The following is an 18,831-nucleotide window of genomic DNA, read 5'->3' on the forward strand; positions in this document are numbered from 1 at the left end:
TAAAAACTGCCGAACGGCCCGGCGGTGCTGCTCCGTCGGGCTGTCTCGGCTCAGTAGTAGGCGTTCTCGCGATTGGTGTGGTCGGTCACGTCGCGCACACCCTTGAGCTCCGGAATCCGGGCCAGCAGAGTCTTCTCGATGCCTTCCTTGAGGGTGACGTCCGCCTGTCCGCAGCCCTGACAACCACCGCCGAACTGCAGCACTGCGATGCCCTCCTCGACCACATCGATCAGCGTGACCTGCCCGCCATGGCTGGCCAGGCCCGGATTGATCTCGGTCTGCAGGTAATAGTTGATGCGCTCGTTCATCGGGCTGTCTTCATTGACCATCGGCACCTTGGCATTCGGCGCCTTGATGGTCAGCTGGCCACCCATCCGATCGGTCGCGTAGTCGACCAGTGCATCCTCGAGGAAGGGTTCGCTGGTGCCATCGATCCAGGCCGTGAAGCTCTTCAGCGCCAGTGCAATGTCGTCAGGCTTCTCCTCGCCCGGTTTGCAGTAGGCGATGCAGGTTTCAGCATACGGGGTGCCCGGCTGGGTAATGAAGATGCGAATGCCGATGCCGGTGGTGTTCTGCTTCTCGAGCAGGTCGGCCAGATAATCGTGTGCAGCTTCGGTAATGGTGATCGCGCTCATGGGAACTCCTCGCAGACATGCGCCGCAGTGTACGCCAAACCACTGCCGCGGTTAAGTCCTAGTATTTTAGTCGGGTTAACCGTGGTCGAGTTCCGACCGCAGCTGCCGCTCGCGACGAATCAGAGGTTTTCGTAGCGATTCATATCCAGCACGCCCGCCTCCAGCGGCTCGGTTTCTTCGAGATAGCGGGTCAGATCGTTGAAGTAATCCCAGAAACGCGGATGGCTGCGCCGCACGCCCCAGCGGTCGACCAGGCGCCCCAGGTGATCACTCGCCCTGACCTCCTCCAGTGCTGCGACAAATGCCGGCACCTCGGCGGCAGGCACATTGAAGAGGAAATTCGGATAGCTACTGAGAACCCCTGGATACACCGTCAGGGTGTCCAACCTCGGCTGCCAGCGCAGCGACTCGCCGTACATGAAGGCGACGTTGCTGTGGGCGCGGTTGCGCAGCAGGCTGTATATCTCACGCCGATCGCCGCCGTACTCGATGCGCAGCAGCGTGGCCTCCGGCAGATACTGGATCGCCGGCAAGCCTCCGGCGAGTCGGTTGGTCAGACGACTGAGCGCCTGCTCGGCCCCTTGCAGGCTCGCGGGCTGCCTTGCGCGGTAGCACTGGGTACCCTGGCAACGGTTGATCGGATCGGGGGCTGCGTTGATGCCGGCGTACCTTGCCAGCATCTCTCGAGCGAACGCGCGCTTCGGATCAGCCCTGTTCAGCGTCAGCAGCGAGGGTGTCGAATCGTCGATGGAGGTGTAGGCCAAGAGCAGCTTCAGCTGCCCACCCTGCTCGTACCAGCCATCGAGGAGGGCGTGGCGTGAGGCGGCCGGCAGCAGCCGAAGGAAGTTCAGCTCCGCGCCGTTGCGAATCAGGTCGAAGTAAAGCCGTGTCTGGCCCTGATGGGAGACGTTGCCGAACACGTCGAAATTGACCACGAGTTGGTAGTAGGTGCGCTCGAGCAGCGGATAGTCCATCCACCAGAGCGTCTGCGGAATCTCGCCGATCAGCCCTTTGCGCACCGAGGCGCTGTCATGCTGGCGGAAGATGCTCAGCAATGCATTGTCATTGCCGGACCAGATCTGCTTCCACTGCGCGGGCTTGCCCGCATAGGCATTCATGCGCAGCTGTTCGTACTGGTTGCGCTTGACCCGGTAGCTCTTCCAGAACGCAAGCAGGTCGCCCATTTCATCGAACTGCCCGGGCATCGCCAGCAGCGGCGTGGTCTGTTCGCGATAGCGCCGGTCGGTAATGTACAGATCGTGCTGCGGGTCCTGGAAGAACACCCAGAAGTTGTCGCGAATCACGTCCGTGGCGATCTGCCCGCGGCACACCGGCCCGCGGATAAAGGTGCGGACGAAATACTCGGCGTTATCCAGCATGAACTGGTACCGCGCCTCGGCAGGAATAGCCTGGAAAGTCTTGAACGGATTGGCTCTGTGATCTGCGCCGTAACCGGGGATGGCATCCACCGTCGAGTCACCGCTGAAGAACAGCGAACGGACCCGCGCCAGCTTCGCAGCGCTGAGTGGATAGGTGATGTGCGTCTTGTGCACGATCACGTCGGTAATCGGTCGCAGGCGATAGCTGAACCGGGTACCCGGATCATCGTTCGGCCGTCGCGTCGCAATGGCGTCGACCGGCTCGCCACTGGGCGTGCGCGAACGCACCAGCTGATAGAAACGACCGCCTCCCTCCCCTTCGAAGTACAGATGCGCGATGAAAAGGTGCTCATACAACCAGCGGCCAACCAGATTGCCGCGTGCACCGGGCGTGTTGAGCAAGCGTTCCCACTCGTCGATCTGCAAGGACTCGGTCGCCGAAGGCTCGGGCGGCGAACTCGCTTCGACTGCCGCGCCCTGCTCCAGCCACCGCTGCAGGAGTGCGTACTCCGTATCGCTCAGCCCGGTTACGGCGAAAGGCATGCCACCATGCATGTTGCGCCGGGCGTAGCGGTCGAACTCATCCGGCAGCGGGCAGGTGTTTTCCCGGCCGATGCCGATCTCCAGCGCCGACGGCAGCTTGGCATTGGGCGTCAACGGCTGGCTGCGACCGAGCTCGAGCATTCGTGCCATCAGCGCAGCCTGGTTGCTCCCGCCATCGAGTACCGAATTGAAGCCCTTGCGCCGCCACGCGGCGTCGTGATCGGCGTCGAGAAACAGGCGCGTGGGCTCCTGGGCCTTTACCCGTACGCCGTTGTAGACCGGCAGCTTGTTCGCGCCGCGGGATGCACCCTCACCACTGCCGAGATTGAGCTGGCAGGGCGAGTCATAACAGGCGTGGCAAGCGACGCACTTGGCGGTGAATATCGGCTGGATATCACGCTGATAAGAGAGGGCTTCGGCGCGCGCAGCGGTGAACGAGAGGAATAGAAGGCAAGCGAGCCAGAAACGAAATGACATGCATCGAACGCCTTGAGATGAGTGCGCATTCTATTCGCCTCTGCCGGTTACGGCCAACGCCTGCCAACCTGAATAATCTTCATGCAAAAGCGCGAAGGCTAAAAAAGCATGCAGCTTTGCTATCATTCGCGCTCTTTTGTCCCAGCTTTTCAGGTAGTCCCCATGTCCACTCGCAGCTCCCGTCTTCAGGCCCTTCAGCAAGCGCTCAAAGAGCGCATCCTGATTCTCGACGGCGGCATGGGAACCATGATCCAGAGCTACAAGCTGGAAGAGGAAGACTACCGCGGCGCGCGCTTCGCCGACTGGCCGCAAGACGTCAAAGGCAACAATGACCTCTTGCTGCTGAGCCGCCCCGATATCATCCAGGCCATTGAAAAGGCCTACCTCGACGCCGGCGCCGACATCCTCGAAACCAACACCTTCAACGCTACCCAGGTTTCTCAGGCCGACTACGGCATGGAATCGCTGGTGTATGAGCTGAACGTCGAAGGCGCACGCCTGGCGCGTGAAATGGCCGACGCCAAGACCGCCGAAACGCCGGACCGTCCGCGCTTCGTCGCAGGCGTACTCGGCCCGACCAGCCGCACCTGCTCGATCTCCCCGGACGTCAACAACCCCGGCTATCGCAACGTCACCTTCGACCTGCTGGTGGAGAACTACGTCGAGGCCACGCGCGGCCTGATCGAGGGCGGCGCCGACCTGATCCTGATCGAAACCATCTTCGACACGCTCAATGCCAAGGCGGCCATCTTCGCCGTGCAGCAGGTGTTCGAAGACGAAGGCGTCGAACTGCCGATCATGATCTCCGGCACCATCACCGATGCCTCCGGCCGCACCCTGTCCGGGCAGACCACCGAGGCATTCTGGAACTCGGTGCGTCACGCCAAGCCGATCTCCGTGGGCCTGAACTGCGCTCTGGGCGCCAAGGACCTGCGCCCATACCTGGAAGAGCTCTCCAGCAAGGCCGAAACCTTCGTTTCCGCGCATCCCAACGCCGGCCTGCCGAACGCCTTCGGCGAATACGATGAAAGCCCGGCGGAAATGGCCGCGGTGGTCGAGGAATTCGCCTCCTCCGGCTTTCTCAACATCATCGGCGGCTGCTGCGGTACCACGCCTGCTCACATCCAGGCGATTGCCGAGGCTGTCAGCAAATACCCGCCGCGAGCAATTCCAGACATCCCCAAGGCCTGCCGCCTGTCCGGCCTGGAGCCGTTCACCATCGACCGCAGCTCGCTGTTCGTCAACGTCGGTGAGCGCACCAACATCACCGGTTCCGCCAAGTTTGCCCGTCTGATCCGCGAGGAAAACTACACCGAGGCTTTGGAAGTCGCCCTGCAGCAGGTGGAAGCCGGCGCCCAGGTGATCGACATCAACATGGACGAGGGCATGCTGGATTCGAAGGCGGCCATGGTCACCTTCCTCAACCTGATCGCCGGCGAGCCGGACATCTCGCGCGTGCCGATCATGATCGACTCCTCCAAGTGGGAAGTGATCGAGGCGGGTCTGAAGTGCATTCAGGGCAAGGGCATCGTCAACTCGATCTCCATGAAGGAAGGCGTCGAGCAGTTCAAGCAGCAGGCCCACCTGTGCAAGCGCTACGGTGCCGCCGTGGTCGTAATGGCCTTCGACGAAGCCGGTCAGGCCGATACCGCCGCACGCAAGCGCGAGATCTGCCAGCGCAGCTACGACATTCTGGTCAATGAAGTCGGCTTTCCGCCGGAAGACATCATCTTCGACCCGAACATCTTTGCCATCGCCACCGGCATCGAGGAACACAACAACTACGCAGTCGACTTCATCGAGGCCTGCGCTTTCATTCGCGACAACCTGCCCTACGCGCTGACCTCCGGCGGCGTATCCAACGTGTCGTTCTCCTTCCGCGGCAACAACCCGGTGCGCGAAGCGATCCACTCGGTATTCCTGTTCCATGCGATCAAGGCGGGCCTGACCATGGGCATCGTCAACGCTGGTCAGCTGGAGATCTACGACGAGATTCCCAAGGAGCTGCGCGACGCGGTCGAGGACGTGGTACTCAACCGCAGCGCCAACGGCACCGAAGGCTTGCTGGAGCTTGCTGACAAATACAAGGGCGACGGCTCCGTGAAGGAGGCTGAAACCGAAGAGTGGCGCAGCCTGCCGGTGGACAAGCGCCTCGAGCATGCACTGGTCAAGGGCATCACCGCCTTTATCGTCGAAGACACCGAGGAATGCCGCCAGCAGTGCAAGCGCCCCATCGAAGTCATCGAAGGCCCGCTGATGAGCGGTATGAACGTGGTTGGCGACCTGTTCGGCGCCGGCAAGATGTTCCTGCCACAGGTGGTCAAATCCGCCCGTGTGATGAAGCAGGCCGTCGCCCATCTGATTCCCTTCATCGAAGCGGAAAAAGGCGACAAGCCGGAAGCCAAGGGCAAGATCCTCATGGCCACAGTGAAAGGCGACGTGCACGACATCGGCAAGAACATCGTCGGCGTGGTGCTCGGCTGTAACGGTTACGACGTGGTCGACATGGGCGTGATGGTGCCGGCGGAGAAGATTCTGCAGACCGCCATCGCCGAGAAGTGCGACATCATCGGCCTCTCCGGCCTGATCACGCCTTCGCTGGACGAGATGGTCCACGTCGCCAAGGAAATGCAGCGCCAGGGCTTCAGCCTGCCGCTGATGATCGGCGGCGCCACCACGTCCAAGGCGCACACCGCGGTGAAGATCGACCCGCAGTACCACAACGATGCAGTGGTCTACGTCACCGACGCTTCGCGCGCGGTGGGCGTCGCCACTACTTTGCTGTCCAAGGAACTCAAGCCGGCGTTCGTCGACAAGACCCGCGAAGAGTACGCCATGATCCGCGAGCGCACCGCCAACCGCAGTGCGCGCACCGAGCGCCTGAGCTATGCCCAGGCTGTCGCTAACAAGCCGCAGTTCGACTGGGCCAGCTACACGCCGGTCAGGCCGAGCTTCACCGGCCGCCAGTTGCTGGAAGATATCGACCTGCGCACGCTGGCCGAGTACATCGACTGGACGCCGTTCTTCATCGCCTGGGACCTGGCCGGCAAATACCCGCGCATTCTCGAGGACGAAGTGGTCGGCGAAGCGGCCACCGCGCTGTTCAGCGATGCCCAGGCCATGCTGAACAAGCTGATCGACGAGAAGCTGATTCGTGCCCGTGCCGTGTTCGGCTTCTGGCCAGCCAACCAGGTGCAGGACGATGACCTGGAAGTGTACGGCGACGGCGGCGAAAAGCTGGCCACCCTGCACCACCTGCGCCAGCAGAACATCAAGCCGGACGCCAAGCCGAACCTGTCCCTGGCCGACTTCGTCGCGCCGAAAGACAGCGGCATCACCGACTATGTAGGCGGCTTCATCTGTACCGCCGGCATTGGCGCCGAGGAGCTGGCCAAGGCCTATCAGGACAAGGGCGACGACTACAACTCGATCATGGTCAAGGCGCTCGCCGATCGTCTCGCCGAGGCCTGCGCCGAATGGCTGCACGAACAGGTGCGCAAGCAGTACTGGGGCTACGCCAAGGATGAGCAACTGAGCAACGAGGAGCTGATCCGTGAGCAGTACAAGGGCATCCGCCCTGCCCCGGGCTATCCGGCCTGCCCGGACCATACCGAGAAAGGCACGCTGTTCCAGCTGCTGGATGCCGACGGCATCAGCCAGGTCACCCTCACCGAGCACTACGCCATGCTGCCGACCGCAGCGGTCAGCGGCTGGTACTTCGCCCATCCGGAGGCGCAATACTTTGCCGTCGGCAAGATCGACAAGGATCAGGTGGAAAGCTACAGCCAGCGTAAAGGCGAAGACATCGCCGTCAGCGAACGCTGGCTGATGCCGAACCTGGGTTACGACAACTGATCCCGCGGCGGGCGCCGCGAGCGCCCGCCGTCGTTCCGCTCAATGGAGCTTGCACCATGTCATCCGAAACACCGCTGCTGATCGACGAACTCGAAACCGCCGACATGCTGATCATCGACGACCTGCATGCCTGGCAATTCGCGCTGAACGAGGCGCTGCTCGACGATGCCGACGCCGCGGCTGAAGCCAATCAGCCATTCGCCAGCGAAGACATCCTGCTGACGATCGATCTGGTCGACGGCCGCACACGCCGCCAGTGGCAGTTCAGCTACAACCAGATCATGGAAGCCCAGCGCCAGCCCGATGGCGAAAGCTGGCTACTGGAAGGCCCACATCGACTGCAGTGCCTCAGTGCCATCGGCGGCGAGGACGAGTAACGCACCTCTAGCAGCCTGTTGAAATTCGCCTACGCCCTGTCTGGCTTTGCGGCGTAAGGTTTACGATATCGGCTCCAATCTGCCGGGAACCCCGATTTCCATGCGTGGCGCCGATATCACTCAGGAATCCTTGTTCACTGTCGCCAAGCTCGATGACTTCGTGCCAGCGACTCACCCCCTGCGCGCCATCCGCAAGCTGGCAGACACCGCTCTGCAGCGGATGAGCGCCCTGTTCGACACCTTGTATGCCGACACCGGCCGCGCCTCGATCGCCCCCGAGAAGCTGATGCGGGCGCAGTTGCTGCAGTTGTTCTACTCGCTGCGCAGCGAGCGGATGCTGATGGAACAGCTGGGCTACAACCTGCTGTTCCGCTGGTTCGTCGGCCTGGCCATTGATGATCCGGTGTGGGATCACTCGGTCTTCTCGAAGAATCGTGACCGCCTCAATGCCCAGGCAGTGGCCGCCGAGTTTCTGAACGAGGTGGTGCGCCTGGCGGAGAAGCAGGGGCTGATCTCGGATGAGCACTTCTCGGTTGACGGCACATTGCTGCAAGCCTGGGCCTCTCAGAAGAGTTTCCGTCCCAAGGACGATACGCCAGACGACCCGGGCCCCGGCCCGCGCAATGCCCAGCCGGACTTCAAGGGGCACAAGCGCAGCAACGACACCCACGCCTCGACCAGCGATCCGGATGCCCGGCTGTACCGCAAGAGCCACAACACCGGCGCGCAGCTGAGTTACATGGGGCATGTGCTGATGGAACACCGCAGTGGCCTGGTGCGCAGTGCTCATGTGACTCTGGCCGGTGGCCATGGCGAACGCGAAGCCGCGCTGGCGATGCTGAGCAAGCTGGGTGGTCGCCGTCGACGCACCCTGGCCGCGGACAAGGCTTACGACACGGCAGACTTCGTGGCCGCCTGTCGTGCCCTCGGCGTGACACCCCATGTTGCGCAGAACACCAATGGTCGGCGCAGCGCCATCGATGGCCGTACCACGCGCCACGCCGGCTATGGTCTGAGCCTGAAGATTCGCGCCTGGATCGAAACCCACTTCGGCTGGCTCAAGGCGGCGGCCGGGCTGCGCCAGGTGAAGCAACGCGGACTTGAGCGTGTCGACGCGCTGTTCCAGCTGGCCATGGCGGCAAGCAACCTGGTGCGCCTGCCGAAGCTGCTGGCTACAGGCTCAATGGCATGAGCGCGTTGACGGGGAAGGTGCGCCCGGCACCTGTGAAATCGGGCTACTTCACCTGCTCGACGCCCTGAGCAAGAGCGCGTGGCCGCGAGCACTGCCGCTACAACGCAGTGCTCGCAGTCATCACAGCGAATTTCAACAGGCTGCTAGCCGCCTCGCCCTGCGCGGGCGACGGCTATTGAACTCGCAGTCGTCCCCTCTCCGGCGGCTGCCACTGTTCGCACCCTCCATCAGCGGCCGTTCGATATAGCAAGCACCATCAGGATCGCCAGCCCACGGAGAAATTGAATATTGCGATTCTTGCCGTGCCGCGCTCCGGCATCACTCATAAGCAGTCCGATATTCGCAAGCCACCACGACTACCAGCCATTGCCTGGGTCACTCAGGATCGATTCCATTACCTCGGGGCATTGTTCAACACCTGGCCAGCCTCCCGCTGCGCCCTCGCCTCAACCATGAGCAGCCGATACCGGCGTCGTTCAATCCTGGCGCGCCTCACAACATGCAGCCATTGGCGGAGACGTCCGCTATGATCGCGCCCCTCTTTCACAAAGCCGGTCTTACGCCATGTCTTCACTCGAACTGATCGCCTCGCTACTCGGCGTGATCGCCGTATGGCTGACGGTGCGTCAGAACCCGTGGTGCTGGCCGATCGGGCTGGGCATGGTATCGCTGTATGCCTGGTTCTTCTTCGACGCCAAGCTGTATTCACAGGTATTGCAGCATAGCGTTTTCGCTGGGATGCAGCTCTACGGCTGGTGGGCCTGGACGCGAGGTGCCGCAGGCGAACACGGTAGGCCCGTGACCGGCGCCAGCCCGCGTGAGGTGGCCATAGGCATTGCCTGTGCAGCGCTCGGCAGCCTGCTGCTCGGCAGCGCCATGGCGAGCTTCACCGAGGCCGCCTTTCCCTGGATCGACGCCACCCTCACCGCATTCAGCCTGCTCGCACAGCTGTGGATGGCCCTCAAGCGCCTGCAGTGCTGGCTCCTGTGGATCGTCGTGGATGTGCTGTTCATTGGCTTCTTCAGCTATCAGGGCTACTGGCTGACGGCCGGCCTCTACGCGCTGTTCACCGGGCTCGCGATCATGGGGCTGCGAGAGTGGCGCACTGCACGGGTGGCGACGCGATGAAGGTGCTGGTGCTCACCGGTCCGGAGTCCACCGGCAAAAGCTGGCTTGCACAGCGGCTGCTGCGCACATTCGGCGGAGTGATGGTGGGCGAATACGTTCGCCATTACATCGAGCAGACGCAACGCGACACGACGCTTGCCGACATTCCAGCGATTGCCCGTGGCCAGCTGGACTGGGAAGACGCCGCGAGAATTCAGGCACCGCCTCTGCTGATTCTCGATACCCATCTGCTGAGCAACATGCTCTGGAGTCATACGCTGTTCGGCGATTGCCCCGCCTGGCTCGAGGACGAGCTGCTGGCGCGGGATTACCACCAGCACCTGCTGCTCTCGCCCGAGGGTATCGAATGGCATGCCGACGGCCAGCGCTGCCAGCCGGATATCAGCGAAAGACTGGAGTTCTTCGAGGCATGCCGCAGCTGGCTGGTGCAGCGGGATCGGCCCTTCGTCGAGCTCGGTGGCAGCTGGACCGACCGCGAGCGGCAGGCGATCGCCCACACCCGCGCTCTGCTAGGCGAATGACTGGCCGCAAGCCCTATGGCTGGCGGTCACGACGTAACAACAGGCCGATGGCAAGCACGACCAACAGGCTACCCGGCAACCAGTGCACACCCATGCGCGCCGGCTGATCGAAGAACAGCAGCAACATCGAAACAAAGGGCACCAGGTAACTGTAGGCCGTAACCGCACCGGGCGTGAGAACGGATGTCGCTCGCTGCTGCAGGAAGAAGGTCATGGCGCTGGAAAAAACACCGAGGTAGGTCACCAGCAGCAGATCCAGCAGATTCATGCGCAGCAGCGACGCCGGTTGCTCCCAGACAAAGCCCATCAGGCCGATCAGCAGCGCGCCGGCGATTAGGCTCCAGAAGGTGCGCAAACCCGCCTGCCGCGGCAAAGTGCCGTTCGCCAATCCCCATTTGCTGAGCACCGGGTACAACGCCGAGGCGACACAACCGAAGAAGAAGCCCAGCTCGCCCAGGCCAAGCTGCATGCCGGAGAAATCGCCGCCGTTCTCGGCCCATGCCAGCCCAAGCGCCCCGCTCGCACCAAGCGCCAGGATAGCCAACAGACGGCCGGCTCGCTGCTCGACACCAAGCCCGCGGCCCAGGCAGTAAGCCAGCAGCGGTACGCTGACGAACAGCGTCGCCATCGACAATGCACTGACCCGATGGGCCGCCCAGAACATGGTGCCGAAAAAGCCCGCCAGGCATAGCCCCATGGCGGCGTATAGCAACAGCGTGCGCCAACTCGGTCGCCCTTCGCTCTGGCTCCAGGCCAGCGGCGCCAGGACCAATGCCGCAATGCTGAAGCGCATGGCTGTCAGCAGCAGTGGCGGCAACCCGTCAGTGAGCAAACCCACCGCGGGGAACGACAACCCGACAAATAGCGCCCAGAGCAGCATGCCCAGATGCGCGCGGGTGGTTCCGCCACGGCTATCGCTCATGCGCGTCTCCGGCGTGCGGTTGCCAAGGCTGGTGTTGATGGCGTGCGGATGGTGGCTGCGGTTCAAAAGCTCGCTCCCGTTGAATTGCCTCGCAGCCCATTGGGGCGATTACAGACGCGAGGGGGACCGTCGAATGACCCTGATCGAGTGACTGAGGTTCGGTTTGCGCGTCACGCTGATCGGGCGCCGGGTGACCGTATCGATGGTGATGTTCCAGAAGCCGGTGCTCGGCACGACGATTTTCGCCGGGAACTTATCGAACGCCCCACCATGGTAGGTGTGCCGGCCGCCGTTCTTGAAACTGCGGAAATTGGCATCGTTCATCAGGCGGATGTTGCAGGTCTGCGAGCATTCGATGACGACGATGTCGTCCTCGTTGAGGTGCTCGCGCTGGTGTATGAACTTCATCGACTGCTCCGACAGCGCACATGGCGGCAAAGCGGCCAACGATAGCATGCACACCCGTCGAATCGGACCGGTTGTGAGCCACGCGGGAGGCGCACCATGGTGCGCAGGCCTACGCACGGGTTGTTCAGTAGCTCGGGTTGTGTATCCTCTGTGCACCTATCCAACTGCTACCCTCCTTCCATGTCCAGCACGTCACTCCCCTGCTCTTCAAGCCTGCCCGCGGGAAGCCGACTGCTGTTTCTCTTCGATACCGGATTGCTGGCCCTGTGGTGAAACGCGGCTCGCCGCGCACTCAACCCATCGCCAATCCAGTTCATCGAGGAATTCCGCCCATGCTTGCGGTCCGTAACACCGTTCAGATCGACGCCCCTATCGTGCGCAACGCAACCCGTTGCGGTTTTTTCATGGCCGGCTTCGGCCTGTCCGTCTGGGCGCCGCTGGTGCCCTATGTACGCGAACGCATAGAGATGACAGATGCAGTGTTCGGCCTTTTGCTGCTCTGCATCGGCGTCGGCTCGCTGACCTGGATGCCACTGTCCGGCGTGCTGGTAAGCCGCTGGGGCATTCGCCCGGTGCAGCTGTGCAGCGTCGTGCTTCTGGCGTTGGCGCTGGCCGGCATGGCCCTGACCGACTCGATGCTGTTGCTGGCCCTGTCACTGTTCTGCTTCGGCGGCAGCCTGGGCGTCATCGACGTGATCATGAACATTCAGGCGGTGCTGGTGGAGACCGCGGTCGGCCGCCGGCTGATGTCGAACTTCCACGGCATGTACAGCCTCGGCGCCATCAGCGGCGCACTGTTGCTCACGGGCTTGCTGACCCTCGGTCTGGCGCCGGAGATCGGCAGCTTTCTGATGATCGGGCTGATCGTTGCGGCGAACCTCGGCCTGGCCCGCGGCTTTCTGCCGAATCGTGCGCCGGGCGGCGGCTTCGCCTTCGTGCGCCCCACAGGCGTGGTGTTACTCGTAGGCCTGATGTGCTTTGTCGTCTATCTGGCCGAAGGCGCCGTGCTGGACTGGAGCGCGCTTTACCTGACCGGTGAGAAAGGCCTCGAAGTGGCCAAGGGCGGCCTGGGTTACGCAGCCTTCGCCCTCATGGTGACCATCGCGCGCTTCGCTGGCGGCCCGCTGGTAAATGCACTCGGCACGGCCCGCGTCATCGCCTTTGGCGGGTTGCTCGCTGCGTTCGGCATCGGCCTGAGCCTGGCCGCCGAGCACTGGGCCGTGGCGCTGATCGGCTACGGATTGTGCGGGCTGGGCTGCGCCAACGTCTCGCCGGTGCTGATTTCGTCCCTGAGCCGGCAGGATGGTATGCCGGTGCAGCTGGCCGTTACCGTGGCGACCACCATCGGTTTCGCCGGAGTCCTCGCCGGCCCTGCCATGATGGGCGTGGTCGCGCATTTCAGCTCGCTGGGCATGGCCTTCGCGCTGCTCGCCGTCCTGCTGGTCGGCATCGTGCCGTTCAGCCGTCGCTTCACCGCGTGACCCCGGATAGAATGCGCGCCCTATGCGAATCCCAGACCTGCAGCAACGCCTCGCCGACATCGGCGCCAAGCCCCGTCATATCGGGCGAATGACCCGTGCCTGGCTCAAGGGCCTGCCGCTCGATGTCGGCCGGCGCCAGCAACAGGCCGAGGACTTCCTGCCGCTGAGCGTGCGCGCAGGGCTGCCGGCGCTGAGCGCCGAGATCGACGGACTGGCGCGGCTGCGTTCCGAACACCCGGCGGCCGACGGTTCGGCGCGCCTGCTGGTGGAGCTGACCGATGGGCAGATGGTGGAAAGTGTCCTGCTGCCGCGAGACGGCCTGTGCGTGTCCAGTCAGGTCGGCTGCGCCGTTGGCTGCGTGTTCTGCATGACTGGCAAGAGCGGACTGCTGCGTCAGCTGGGCAGTGCCGAGATTGTTGCCCAGGTCGCCCTCGCCCGACGCTTCCGCCCGGTAAAGAAGGTGGTGTTCATGGGCATGGGCGAGCCCGCACACAATCTCGACAACGTGCTCGAAGCCATCGACCTGCTCGGCACGGACGGCGGCATCGGCCACAAGAATCTGGTGTTCTCCACCGTCGGCGACATGCGCGTGTTCGAGCGTCTGCCGCAGCAGCGGGTCAAGCCGGCGCTGGCCCTGTCCCTGCACAGTACCGATGCGGCGCTGCGTCAGGCCCTGCTGCCGCGCGCGCCACAGATCGCACCCGACGAACTGGTCGACCTCGGCGAGGCCTACGCCCGCGCGACCGGATTCCCGATCCAGTACCAGTGGACACTGCTCAAGGGCATCAACGACAACCAGGATGAGATGGATGGCATCCTGCGCCTGCTCAAGGGCAAGTACGCGGTGATGAACCTGATCCCTTACAACAGTCTGGAAGATGACGAATATCAGCGTCCCGATGGCGAGCGCATCGTGCAGATCGTGCGTTACCTGCACAGTCGCGGCGTGCTGACCAAGGTACGCAACTCGGCCGGCCAGGACATCGACGGCGGGTGCGGCCAGCTCCGCGCCCGCGCCGAGCAGGTGCTCGATCGCAAGCGACGCGTTGATCGTGGGGCCTGAACCCACAAGCCCCCGTCACTGTCCCAGCGCAATACTCACGCCGCCCACACCGCCCATCTCAGCAAGGAAAGCGCAAGTCGCATGCACACATTGGAACAACTGGAACGTGGCGAGCTGGCCGGAATACGCCGCCTCGATCTCTCGGCCGACCTGCAGAGCTTCCCGGAGGCGATCTTCGCCCTCGCCGATACGCTGGAAGTGCTGAATCTCTCCGGCAACCGCCTCAAGAGCCTGCCGTCCGACCTGTCCCGTCTGCGCAAGCTGCGCATTCTGTTCTGCTCGGACAACCTCTTCACCGGGGTGCCGGACTGCCTCGGCGACTGCGAGCAGTTGGAGATGATCGGCTTCAAAGCCAATCAGATTCGCCATCTGCCCGCCGCCGCGTTGCCATCGGCGTTGCGCTGGCTGATCCTCACCGACAACCGGCTGCAGGCATTGCCTGACGAGATCGGCAATTGCCGCCACTTGCAGAAACTGATGCTCGCTGGCAACCAGCTGTCTTCGCTGCCGGATTCGCTGGCCAATTGCGTCAACCTGGAATTGCTGCGCATCGCCGCCAACCGCCTGCCAGCGCTGCCCGACTGGGTGCTGACACTGCCGCGACTCAGCTGGCTGGCCGCTGCCGGCAACCCCTTCAGCGACACCAGCGAAGCGATGAGGCTCGCTCGTCATTCGCTGCCGGCGATCCCGCGCGAACAAGTCGTTTTGCACGAGCAACTGGGCCAGGGTGCGTCGGGCATCATCTACCGTGCCGCATGGCAGCCGAGCGGACAGTCGCCCAAGCAAATGGCCGCCAAGCTGTTCAAGGGCCATGTCACCAGCGACGGCCTGCCCCACAGCGAGATGGCAGCCTGCGTATCCGCTGGCGCCCATCCAAATCTGATCGATGTTGCCGGGCCGCTGGCTGATCAGCCGGGCCAAACGCCGGGTCTGCTGATGGATCTGGTCGAGTCGGCCTTCCTGCCGCTGGCTGGTCCGCCGTCGCTGGTCAGTTGCACACGCGATTGCTACGCCGAGGATCGAACCTTTACCGTGGAGCAGGCGCTGCGCATCGCCCGCGGCACCGCCTCGGCGGTCGCTCACCTGCATCAGCGCGGCATCCTGCATGGCGATCTGTACGCCCATAATCTGCTGGTCGATCCAACGGGCGAATGCCTGCTCAGCGATTTCGGCGCTGCCTCGTTCTTCGAGCCGGAGAGTGCCACTGGCCAAGCGCTGCAACGCATCGAATCGCGCGCTTTCGGTTGTCTGCTGGAAGAGTTGCTGCAACGCTGCCCAGACCTCGAAAACGATTCGCATCGGCACACTCTGTTCGAGCTACAGAATCAGTGCATGTCAGAGCAGCCAGAAGGCCGTCCAAACTTCAGTCAGTTGCACACCACTCTCGCCGCGCTCTGACGCGCTTTCCGGAGCGACCCCGCAATGAACTCACCCAAAGCAGACGAAGAACATACGCCCTACCCTAAACCCTACTCGGATGCGGCGGTCGATCAGGACCCGTTCATCCGTGGTTTGAAACAGCGCCTGCCCGAGCACTTGCGTGAATCCTTCAGCGAAGAGCAGCTCGATGCCCTGCGTGGGGTGTTCGGCGCGCGGTCATGGGTCAAGCACCGCGTCGATCTGCGCGGGACGGTGAAGGTGTGGCGCGACCGCTATTACTTCGCAATCGTCGCCGGTCGCAACAAGCGAAACCTGACCCGTCCCCAGCAAAATCTCTCGCTGGTGGCCAAGGCTGCATTGGCGACCTTGTTCCTGCTGTTTTCTGCATTGGTAGGGCTGGTGATCCTGTACGTGCTCAAGTCAGCGCTGGGGATCAATCTTTTCCCGGGATTCTCGTTGGGACTTTGGGACTGGCTCAAAGAGAGTCTCTAGATGAAGCCCGCCACAACGTGCGGCGAGAATGTACCGCTCGACTAGACTCCGGAGAAGCCGCGATTGGAGGCAGTCATGTCCGAGACACCAATGAAAGACGATCAGGAAAAGACTCTGACGCTTCGCGAAATGCTGAGCAGCGTTCTGGCTGCGGCACTGGGCGTACAGAGCGGCAAGAACAGAGCCCGGGATTTCAGCCATGGAAAACCCAGCCACTTCATCATTCTCGGCGTGGGTTTCACCGTTCTGTTCGTGCTGGTGATCCTGGGGTTGGTGAAACTGGTGCTCTATCTGGTTGGGAGCTGAGCTTTTACTACTGATGGCTGACCCAGAAGATCGCGGTGCCCACCGCGAGCATGATCAGACTGAAGATAGCCGCGGCGTCCACCACACTGTCGCGCTGTTCGTTTCTCACGGAAGTTCTCCTCTAGCGGTTCGATGATATCGACAGCTTCTTTGAGGCAGTTAAGACCACTGTTGTGCGTTGCTCAAGGGCAGCGGGTTATAAGTCCATTTGGCTTGGTTTGGTTCTAAACATATTCCCAAACATCACTTTTGCGTATAACCACGAGCTGGTATCGTGCCGCCCTCCCTTAATGGGTGCGCGGCCGTGCGCGCGAATGCTGTAGACAGCCTGAAAACAGGACATTTATGTACGTTTACGATCAGTACGACCAACACATCATCGAGGATCGGGTCCGGCAGTTCCGCGACCAGACTCGCCGCTTCCTGGCTGGCGAACTCGCTGATGAAGAATTCCGCCCGCTGCGCCTGCAGAATGGCCTGTACATCCAGCGCTACGCGCCGATGCTGCGCGTAGCCGTGCCTTACGGGCTGCTGTCCTCCACCCAGGTACGCAAGCTGGCCGAGATCGCACGTCATTACGACAAGGGATACGCGCACATCAGTACCCGGACCAACGTGCAGTTCAATTGGCCCGAGCTGGAAGACGTGCCGGAAATTCTTGCCGAGCTGGCCACCGTGCAGATGCACGCCATCCAGACCAGCGGCAACTGCATCCGCAACACCACCACCGACCAGTTCGCCGGTGTCGCCAAGGACGAGCTGATCGATCCCCGCCCGTGGTGCGAGATCATTCGCCAGTGGTCGACCTTCCACCCCGAATTCGCCTTCCTGCCGCGCAAGTTCAAGATCGCCGTCAACGGCGCGGTCAGCGACCGGGCCGCCATCGAGGTGCACGATATCGGCCTGGAAGCGGTGAAGAACGAGGCCGGCGACCTGGGCTTCCGCGTTTCGGTCGGTGGCGGCCTCGGCCGGACCCCGATCGTCGGCAGCTTCATCAACGAATTTCTGCCTTGGCAGCACCTGTTGAGCTATCTCGACGCCATCCTGCGGGTCTATAACCGCTATGGCCGTCGTGACAACAAGTTCAAGGCACGCATCAAGATTTTGGTCAAGGCGCTCACGCCAGAAGTGTTTGCCGAGCGCGTCGATGCCGAATGGGCGCATCTCAAGGACGGCCCGACGACGCTGACCGAAGCTGAAGTTCAGCGTGTCAGCAAGTTTTTCGTCGATCCGGAGTACAAAGCCCTGGAAGACCAGAGCGCTGCGCTCGCCCAGCTGGACGCAGAGCATCCAGGCTTTGCCCGCTGGCGCCAGCGCAACGTGGTCGCACACAAGAAGCCCGGCTACGCGGCAGTCACCCTCTCGCTGAAGAGCACTGGCGTGGCGCCCGGCGACGTCACCGACAAGCAGCTCGATGCCATCGCCGATCTGGCCGATCGCTACAGCTTCGGCGAGGTGCGCAACTCCCACGAGCAGAACATGATTCTGGCCGATGTCGAGCAGGCCAAGCTGTTCGAGCTGTGGCATGAACTGCGCGAATTGGGTCTGGCCACGCCGAACATCGGCCTGCTGACCGACATCATCTGCTGCCCTGGCGGCGACTTCTGCTCGCTGGCCAACGCCAAGTCGATCCCAATCGCCGAATCCATCCAGCGTCGCTTCGATAACCTCGATTACCTGTTCGACCTGGGCAACATCGACCTGAACATCTCAGGCTGCATGAACGCCTGCGGTCACCACCATGTCGGCCATATTGGCATTCTGGGCGTGGACAAGAAGGGCGCGGAGTTCTACCAGGTTTCGCTGGGCGGCAGTTCCGGCCGTGACGCGAGCCTCGGCCAGATCCTCGGCCCATCCTTCGCCCAGGACTCGATGCCAGATGTGATCGAAAAGATCATCAACGTTTACGTGGAGCAGCGTACCGAAGATGAACAGTTCATCGACACTTACCGCCGCATCGGCATTGATCCCTTCAAGGAGCGCGTCTATGCAGCGAATCATTAAGAACGATCAACTGGTCGACGAGACCTGGCATCTGCTGCCCAAGGAACAGACGCTCGACGACCTGTGCAATAGCGACGATCTGATCGTGCCGCTGCATCTCTGGCTGGACCATGCCCATGCGCTGAAAGCCCGCGACGGCGGCCTCGGGGTCTGGCTCGATGCCAACGAGCAGATCGAGGACATCGCAGACGACCTGGCGCACTTCCAGGTCATCGCGCTGAATTTCCCCAGCTTCACCGACGGCCGCCACTACTCCAGTGCCCGCCTTTTGCGCGAGCGCTACGGCTACAAAGGCGAGATCCGCGCCATCGGCGATGTGCTGCGGGACCAGCTGTTCTACATGCGTCGCTGCGGCTTCGATGCGTTCGCCATTCGCGCCGATCGGGACCCGGTCGACGCGCTGGAAGGCTTGAAGGACTTTTCGGTGACCTATCAGGCCGCGGCCGACGATGAGCGCCCGCTGTTCCGCCGTCGCCAGAGCTGATACCAGCCCGGTCGATTGCGACAAATAAAAAGCCCGCCTATTGGCGGGCTTTTCATTGCTTCATTGATACATCCAGAAGTTGGGGTGTTCGACCGGCGTGGTGACTACATCGGCCTTTTTTCCGGCAGCGATCTGTTTGATCTTCTCGGCGAGCTTCTTCATGAGACATTTCCTCGGTTGCGAT

16 protein-coding genes are annotated in these 18,831 nt (G+C 62.5%); 12 read left to right on the forward strand and 4 right to left on the reverse strand.

What is annotated here, in order from left to right:
* Nucleotides 1-50 precede the first annotated feature (50 nt).
* Together nfuA and IEG05_RS08400 are read right to left on the reverse strand one after the other, a co-directional pair.
* Nucleotides 51-635 (reverse strand): Fe-S biogenesis protein NfuA, encoded by a 585-nt coding sequence (gene nfuA / locus IEG05_RS08395; protein WP_003300421.1) that lies wholly within the window; start codon nt 633-635, stop codon nt 51-53.
* A 119-nt stretch (nt 636-754) separates the two neighbouring features.
* On the reverse strand, nt 755-3,034 hold the full coding sequence (locus IEG05_RS08400) for a fatty acid cis/trans isomerase (protein ID WP_191121920.1): 2,280 nt from the start codon (nt 3,032-3,034) through the stop codon (nt 755-757).
* A gap of 162 nt (nt 3,035-3,196) precedes the next feature.
* On the opposite strand from IEG05_RS08400, the gene metH reads away from it, so the two are divergent.
* The 5 genes from metH (at nt 3,197) to IEG05_RS08425 (ending at nt 10,107) form a co-directional block, all read left to right on the forward strand.
* Nucleotides 3,197-6,889 carry a methionine synthase gene (gene metH / locus IEG05_RS08405; protein ID WP_191121921.1) on the forward strand — a complete coding sequence of 1,231 codons (3,693 nt, stop codon included), beginning with the start codon at nt 3,197-3,199 and terminating at the stop codon, nt 6,887-6,889.
* A gap of 56 nt (nt 6,890-6,945) precedes the next feature.
* Nucleotides 6,946-7,266, forward strand: coding sequence for a DUF5629 family protein (locus IEG05_RS08410; RefSeq protein ID WP_014820147.1), 321 nt, complete (start codon nt 6,946-6,948; stop codon nt 7,264-7,266).
* A gap of 100 nt (nt 7,267-7,366) precedes the next feature.
* Nucleotides 7,367-8,458: an IS5-like element ISPa8 family transposase gene (locus tag IEG05_RS08415; protein ID WP_023445144.1), complete on the forward strand. Its 1,092-nt coding sequence runs from the start codon at nt 7,367-7,369 to the stop codon at nt 8,456-8,458.
* A 564-nt stretch (nt 8,459-9,022) separates the two neighbouring features.
* A complete protein-coding gene (gene pnuC, locus IEG05_RS08420; RefSeq protein ID WP_191121922.1) occupies nt 9,023-9,586 on the forward strand; it encodes a nicotinamide riboside transporter PnuC in 564 nt (187 codons plus the stop codon).
* Complete coding sequence (locus IEG05_RS08425; protein WP_046618985.1) at nt 9,583-10,107, forward strand: AAA family ATPase; 525 nt, start codon at nt 9,583-9,585, stop codon at nt 10,105-10,107. The genes pnuC and IEG05_RS08425 overlap by 4 nt, the downstream gene beginning before the upstream one ends.
* 13 nt (nt 10,108-10,120) lie before the next feature.
* Here IEG05_RS08425 and IEG05_RS08430 read toward each other — a convergent pair whose 3' ends face one another.
* Nucleotides 10,121-11,095, reverse strand: a complete 975-nt coding sequence (locus tag IEG05_RS08430) for a DMT family transporter (RefSeq protein WP_046618983.1) — start codon at nt 11,093-11,095, stop codon at nt 10,121-10,123.
* Nucleotides 11,096-11,137: 42 nt separating this feature from the next.
* Nucleotides 11,138-11,437 carry a DUF1883 domain-containing protein gene (locus IEG05_RS08435; RefSeq protein ID WP_003279791.1) on the reverse strand — a complete coding sequence of 100 codons (300 nt, stop codon included), beginning with the start codon at nt 11,435-11,437 and terminating at the stop codon, nt 11,138-11,140.
* A 332-nt stretch (nt 11,438-11,769) separates the two neighbouring features.
* Here IEG05_RS08435 and IEG05_RS08440 point away from each other — a divergent pair, with 332 nt between their 5' ends.
* The 7 genes from IEG05_RS08440 to IEG05_RS08470 all read left to right on the forward strand — a co-directional run bounded on the left by IEG05_RS08440 (nt 11,770) and on the right by IEG05_RS08470 (nt 18,647).
* Nucleotides 11,770-12,918: an MFS transporter gene (locus tag IEG05_RS08440; RefSeq protein ID WP_046618980.1), complete on the forward strand. Its 1,149-nt coding sequence runs from the start codon at nt 11,770-11,772 to the stop codon at nt 12,916-12,918.
* Between the two features lie 22 nt (nt 12,919-12,940).
* The gene (locus IEG05_RS08445; protein WP_046618978.1) at nt 12,941-13,981 is read left to right on the forward strand and encodes an RNA methyltransferase; all 1,041 of its coding nucleotides are present in this window, start codon (nt 12,941-12,943) and stop codon (nt 13,979-13,981) included.
* Between the two features lie 81 nt (nt 13,982-14,062).
* Nucleotides 14,063-15,379 carry a leucine-rich repeat-containing protein kinase family protein gene (locus IEG05_RS08450; RefSeq protein ID WP_046618976.1) on the forward strand — a complete coding sequence of 439 codons (1,317 nt, stop codon included), beginning with the start codon at nt 14,063-14,065 and terminating at the stop codon, nt 15,377-15,379.
* A gap of 24 nt (nt 15,380-15,403) precedes the next feature.
* Entirely contained in the window at nt 15,404-15,853 is a 450-nt protein-coding gene (locus IEG05_RS08455; RefSeq protein ID WP_046618974.1) for a 3-phosphoshikimate 1-carboxyvinyltransferase, read from the forward strand.
* Between the two features lie 90 nt (nt 15,854-15,943).
* Nucleotides 15,944-16,159: a DUF2970 domain-containing protein gene (locus tag IEG05_RS08460; protein WP_023445301.1), complete on the forward strand. Its 216-nt coding sequence runs from the start codon at nt 15,944-15,946 to the stop codon at nt 16,157-16,159.
* A gap of 345 nt (nt 16,160-16,504) precedes the next feature.
* On the forward strand, nt 16,505-18,163 hold the full coding sequence (locus IEG05_RS08465) for a nitrite/sulfite reductase (RefSeq protein WP_023445300.1): 1,659 nt from the start codon (nt 16,505-16,507) through the stop codon (nt 18,161-18,163).
* Nucleotides 18,147-18,647: a DUF934 domain-containing protein gene (locus tag IEG05_RS08470; protein WP_041013729.1), complete on the forward strand. Its 501-nt coding sequence runs from the start codon at nt 18,147-18,149 to the stop codon at nt 18,645-18,647. Before IEG05_RS08465 ends, IEG05_RS08470 begins: the two co-directional genes overlap by 17 nt.
* The last annotated feature ends 184 nt before the right edge of the window (nt 18,648-18,831 follow it).

Origin of the sequence: Stutzerimonas kunmingensis (assembly GCF_014764705.1) — a bacterium.
Taxonomy (GTDB): domain Bacteria; phylum Pseudomonadota; class Gammaproteobacteria; order Pseudomonadales; family Pseudomonadaceae; genus Stutzerimonas.

Bases quoted from the DNA above. Each gene is read 5' to 3' on its own strand.
- pnuC (WP_191121922.1), top strand. From the start codon at position 9,023: ATGTCTTCACTCGAACTGATCGCCTCGCTACTCGGCGTGATCGCCGTA.
- IEG05_RS08425 (WP_046618985.1), top strand. From the start codon at position 9,583: ATGAAGGTGCTGGTGCTCACCGGTCCGGAGTCCACCGGCAAAAGCTGG.
- IEG05_RS08460 (WP_023445301.1), top strand. From the start codon at position 15,944: ATGAAAGACGATCAGGAAAAGACTCTGACGCTTCGCGAAATGCTGAGC.
- IEG05_RS08445 (WP_046618978.1), top strand. From the start codon at position 12,941: ATGCGAATCCCAGACCTGCAGCAACGCCTCGCCGACATCGGCGCCAAG.
- IEG05_RS08465 (WP_023445300.1), top strand. From the start codon at position 16,505: ATGTACGTTTACGATCAGTACGACCAACACATCATCGAGGATCGGGTC.
- IEG05_RS08435 (WP_003279791.1), bottom strand. From the start codon at position 11,437: ATGAAGTTCATACACCAGCGCGAGCACCTCAACGAGGACGACATCGTC.
- IEG05_RS08440 (WP_046618980.1), top strand. From the start codon at position 11,770: ATGCTTGCGGTCCGTAACACCGTTCAGATCGACGCCCCTATCGTGCGC.
- nfuA (WP_003300421.1), bottom strand. From the start codon at position 635: ATGAGCGCGATCACCATTACCGAAGCTGCACACGATTATCTGGCCGAC.
- IEG05_RS08400 (WP_191121920.1), bottom strand. From the start codon at position 3,034: ATGTCATTTCGTTTCTGGCTCGCTTGCCTTCTATTCCTCTCGTTCACC.
- IEG05_RS08470 (WP_041013729.1), top strand. From the start codon at position 18,147: ATGCAGCGAATCATTAAGAACGATCAACTGGTCGACGAGACCTGGCAT.
- metH (WP_191121921.1), top strand. From the start codon at position 3,197: ATGTCCACTCGCAGCTCCCGTCTTCAGGCCCTTCAGCAAGCGCTCAAA.
- IEG05_RS08415 (WP_023445144.1), top strand. From the start codon at position 7,367: ATGCGTGGCGCCGATATCACTCAGGAATCCTTGTTCACTGTCGCCAAG.
- IEG05_RS08450 (WP_046618976.1), top strand. From the start codon at position 14,063: ATGCACACATTGGAACAACTGGAACGTGGCGAGCTGGCCGGAATACGC.
- IEG05_RS08410 (WP_014820147.1), top strand. From the start codon at position 6,946: ATGTCATCCGAAACACCGCTGCTGATCGACGAACTCGAAACCGCCGAC.
- IEG05_RS08455 (WP_046618974.1), top strand. From the start codon at position 15,404: ATGAACTCACCCAAAGCAGACGAAGAACATACGCCCTACCCTAAACCC.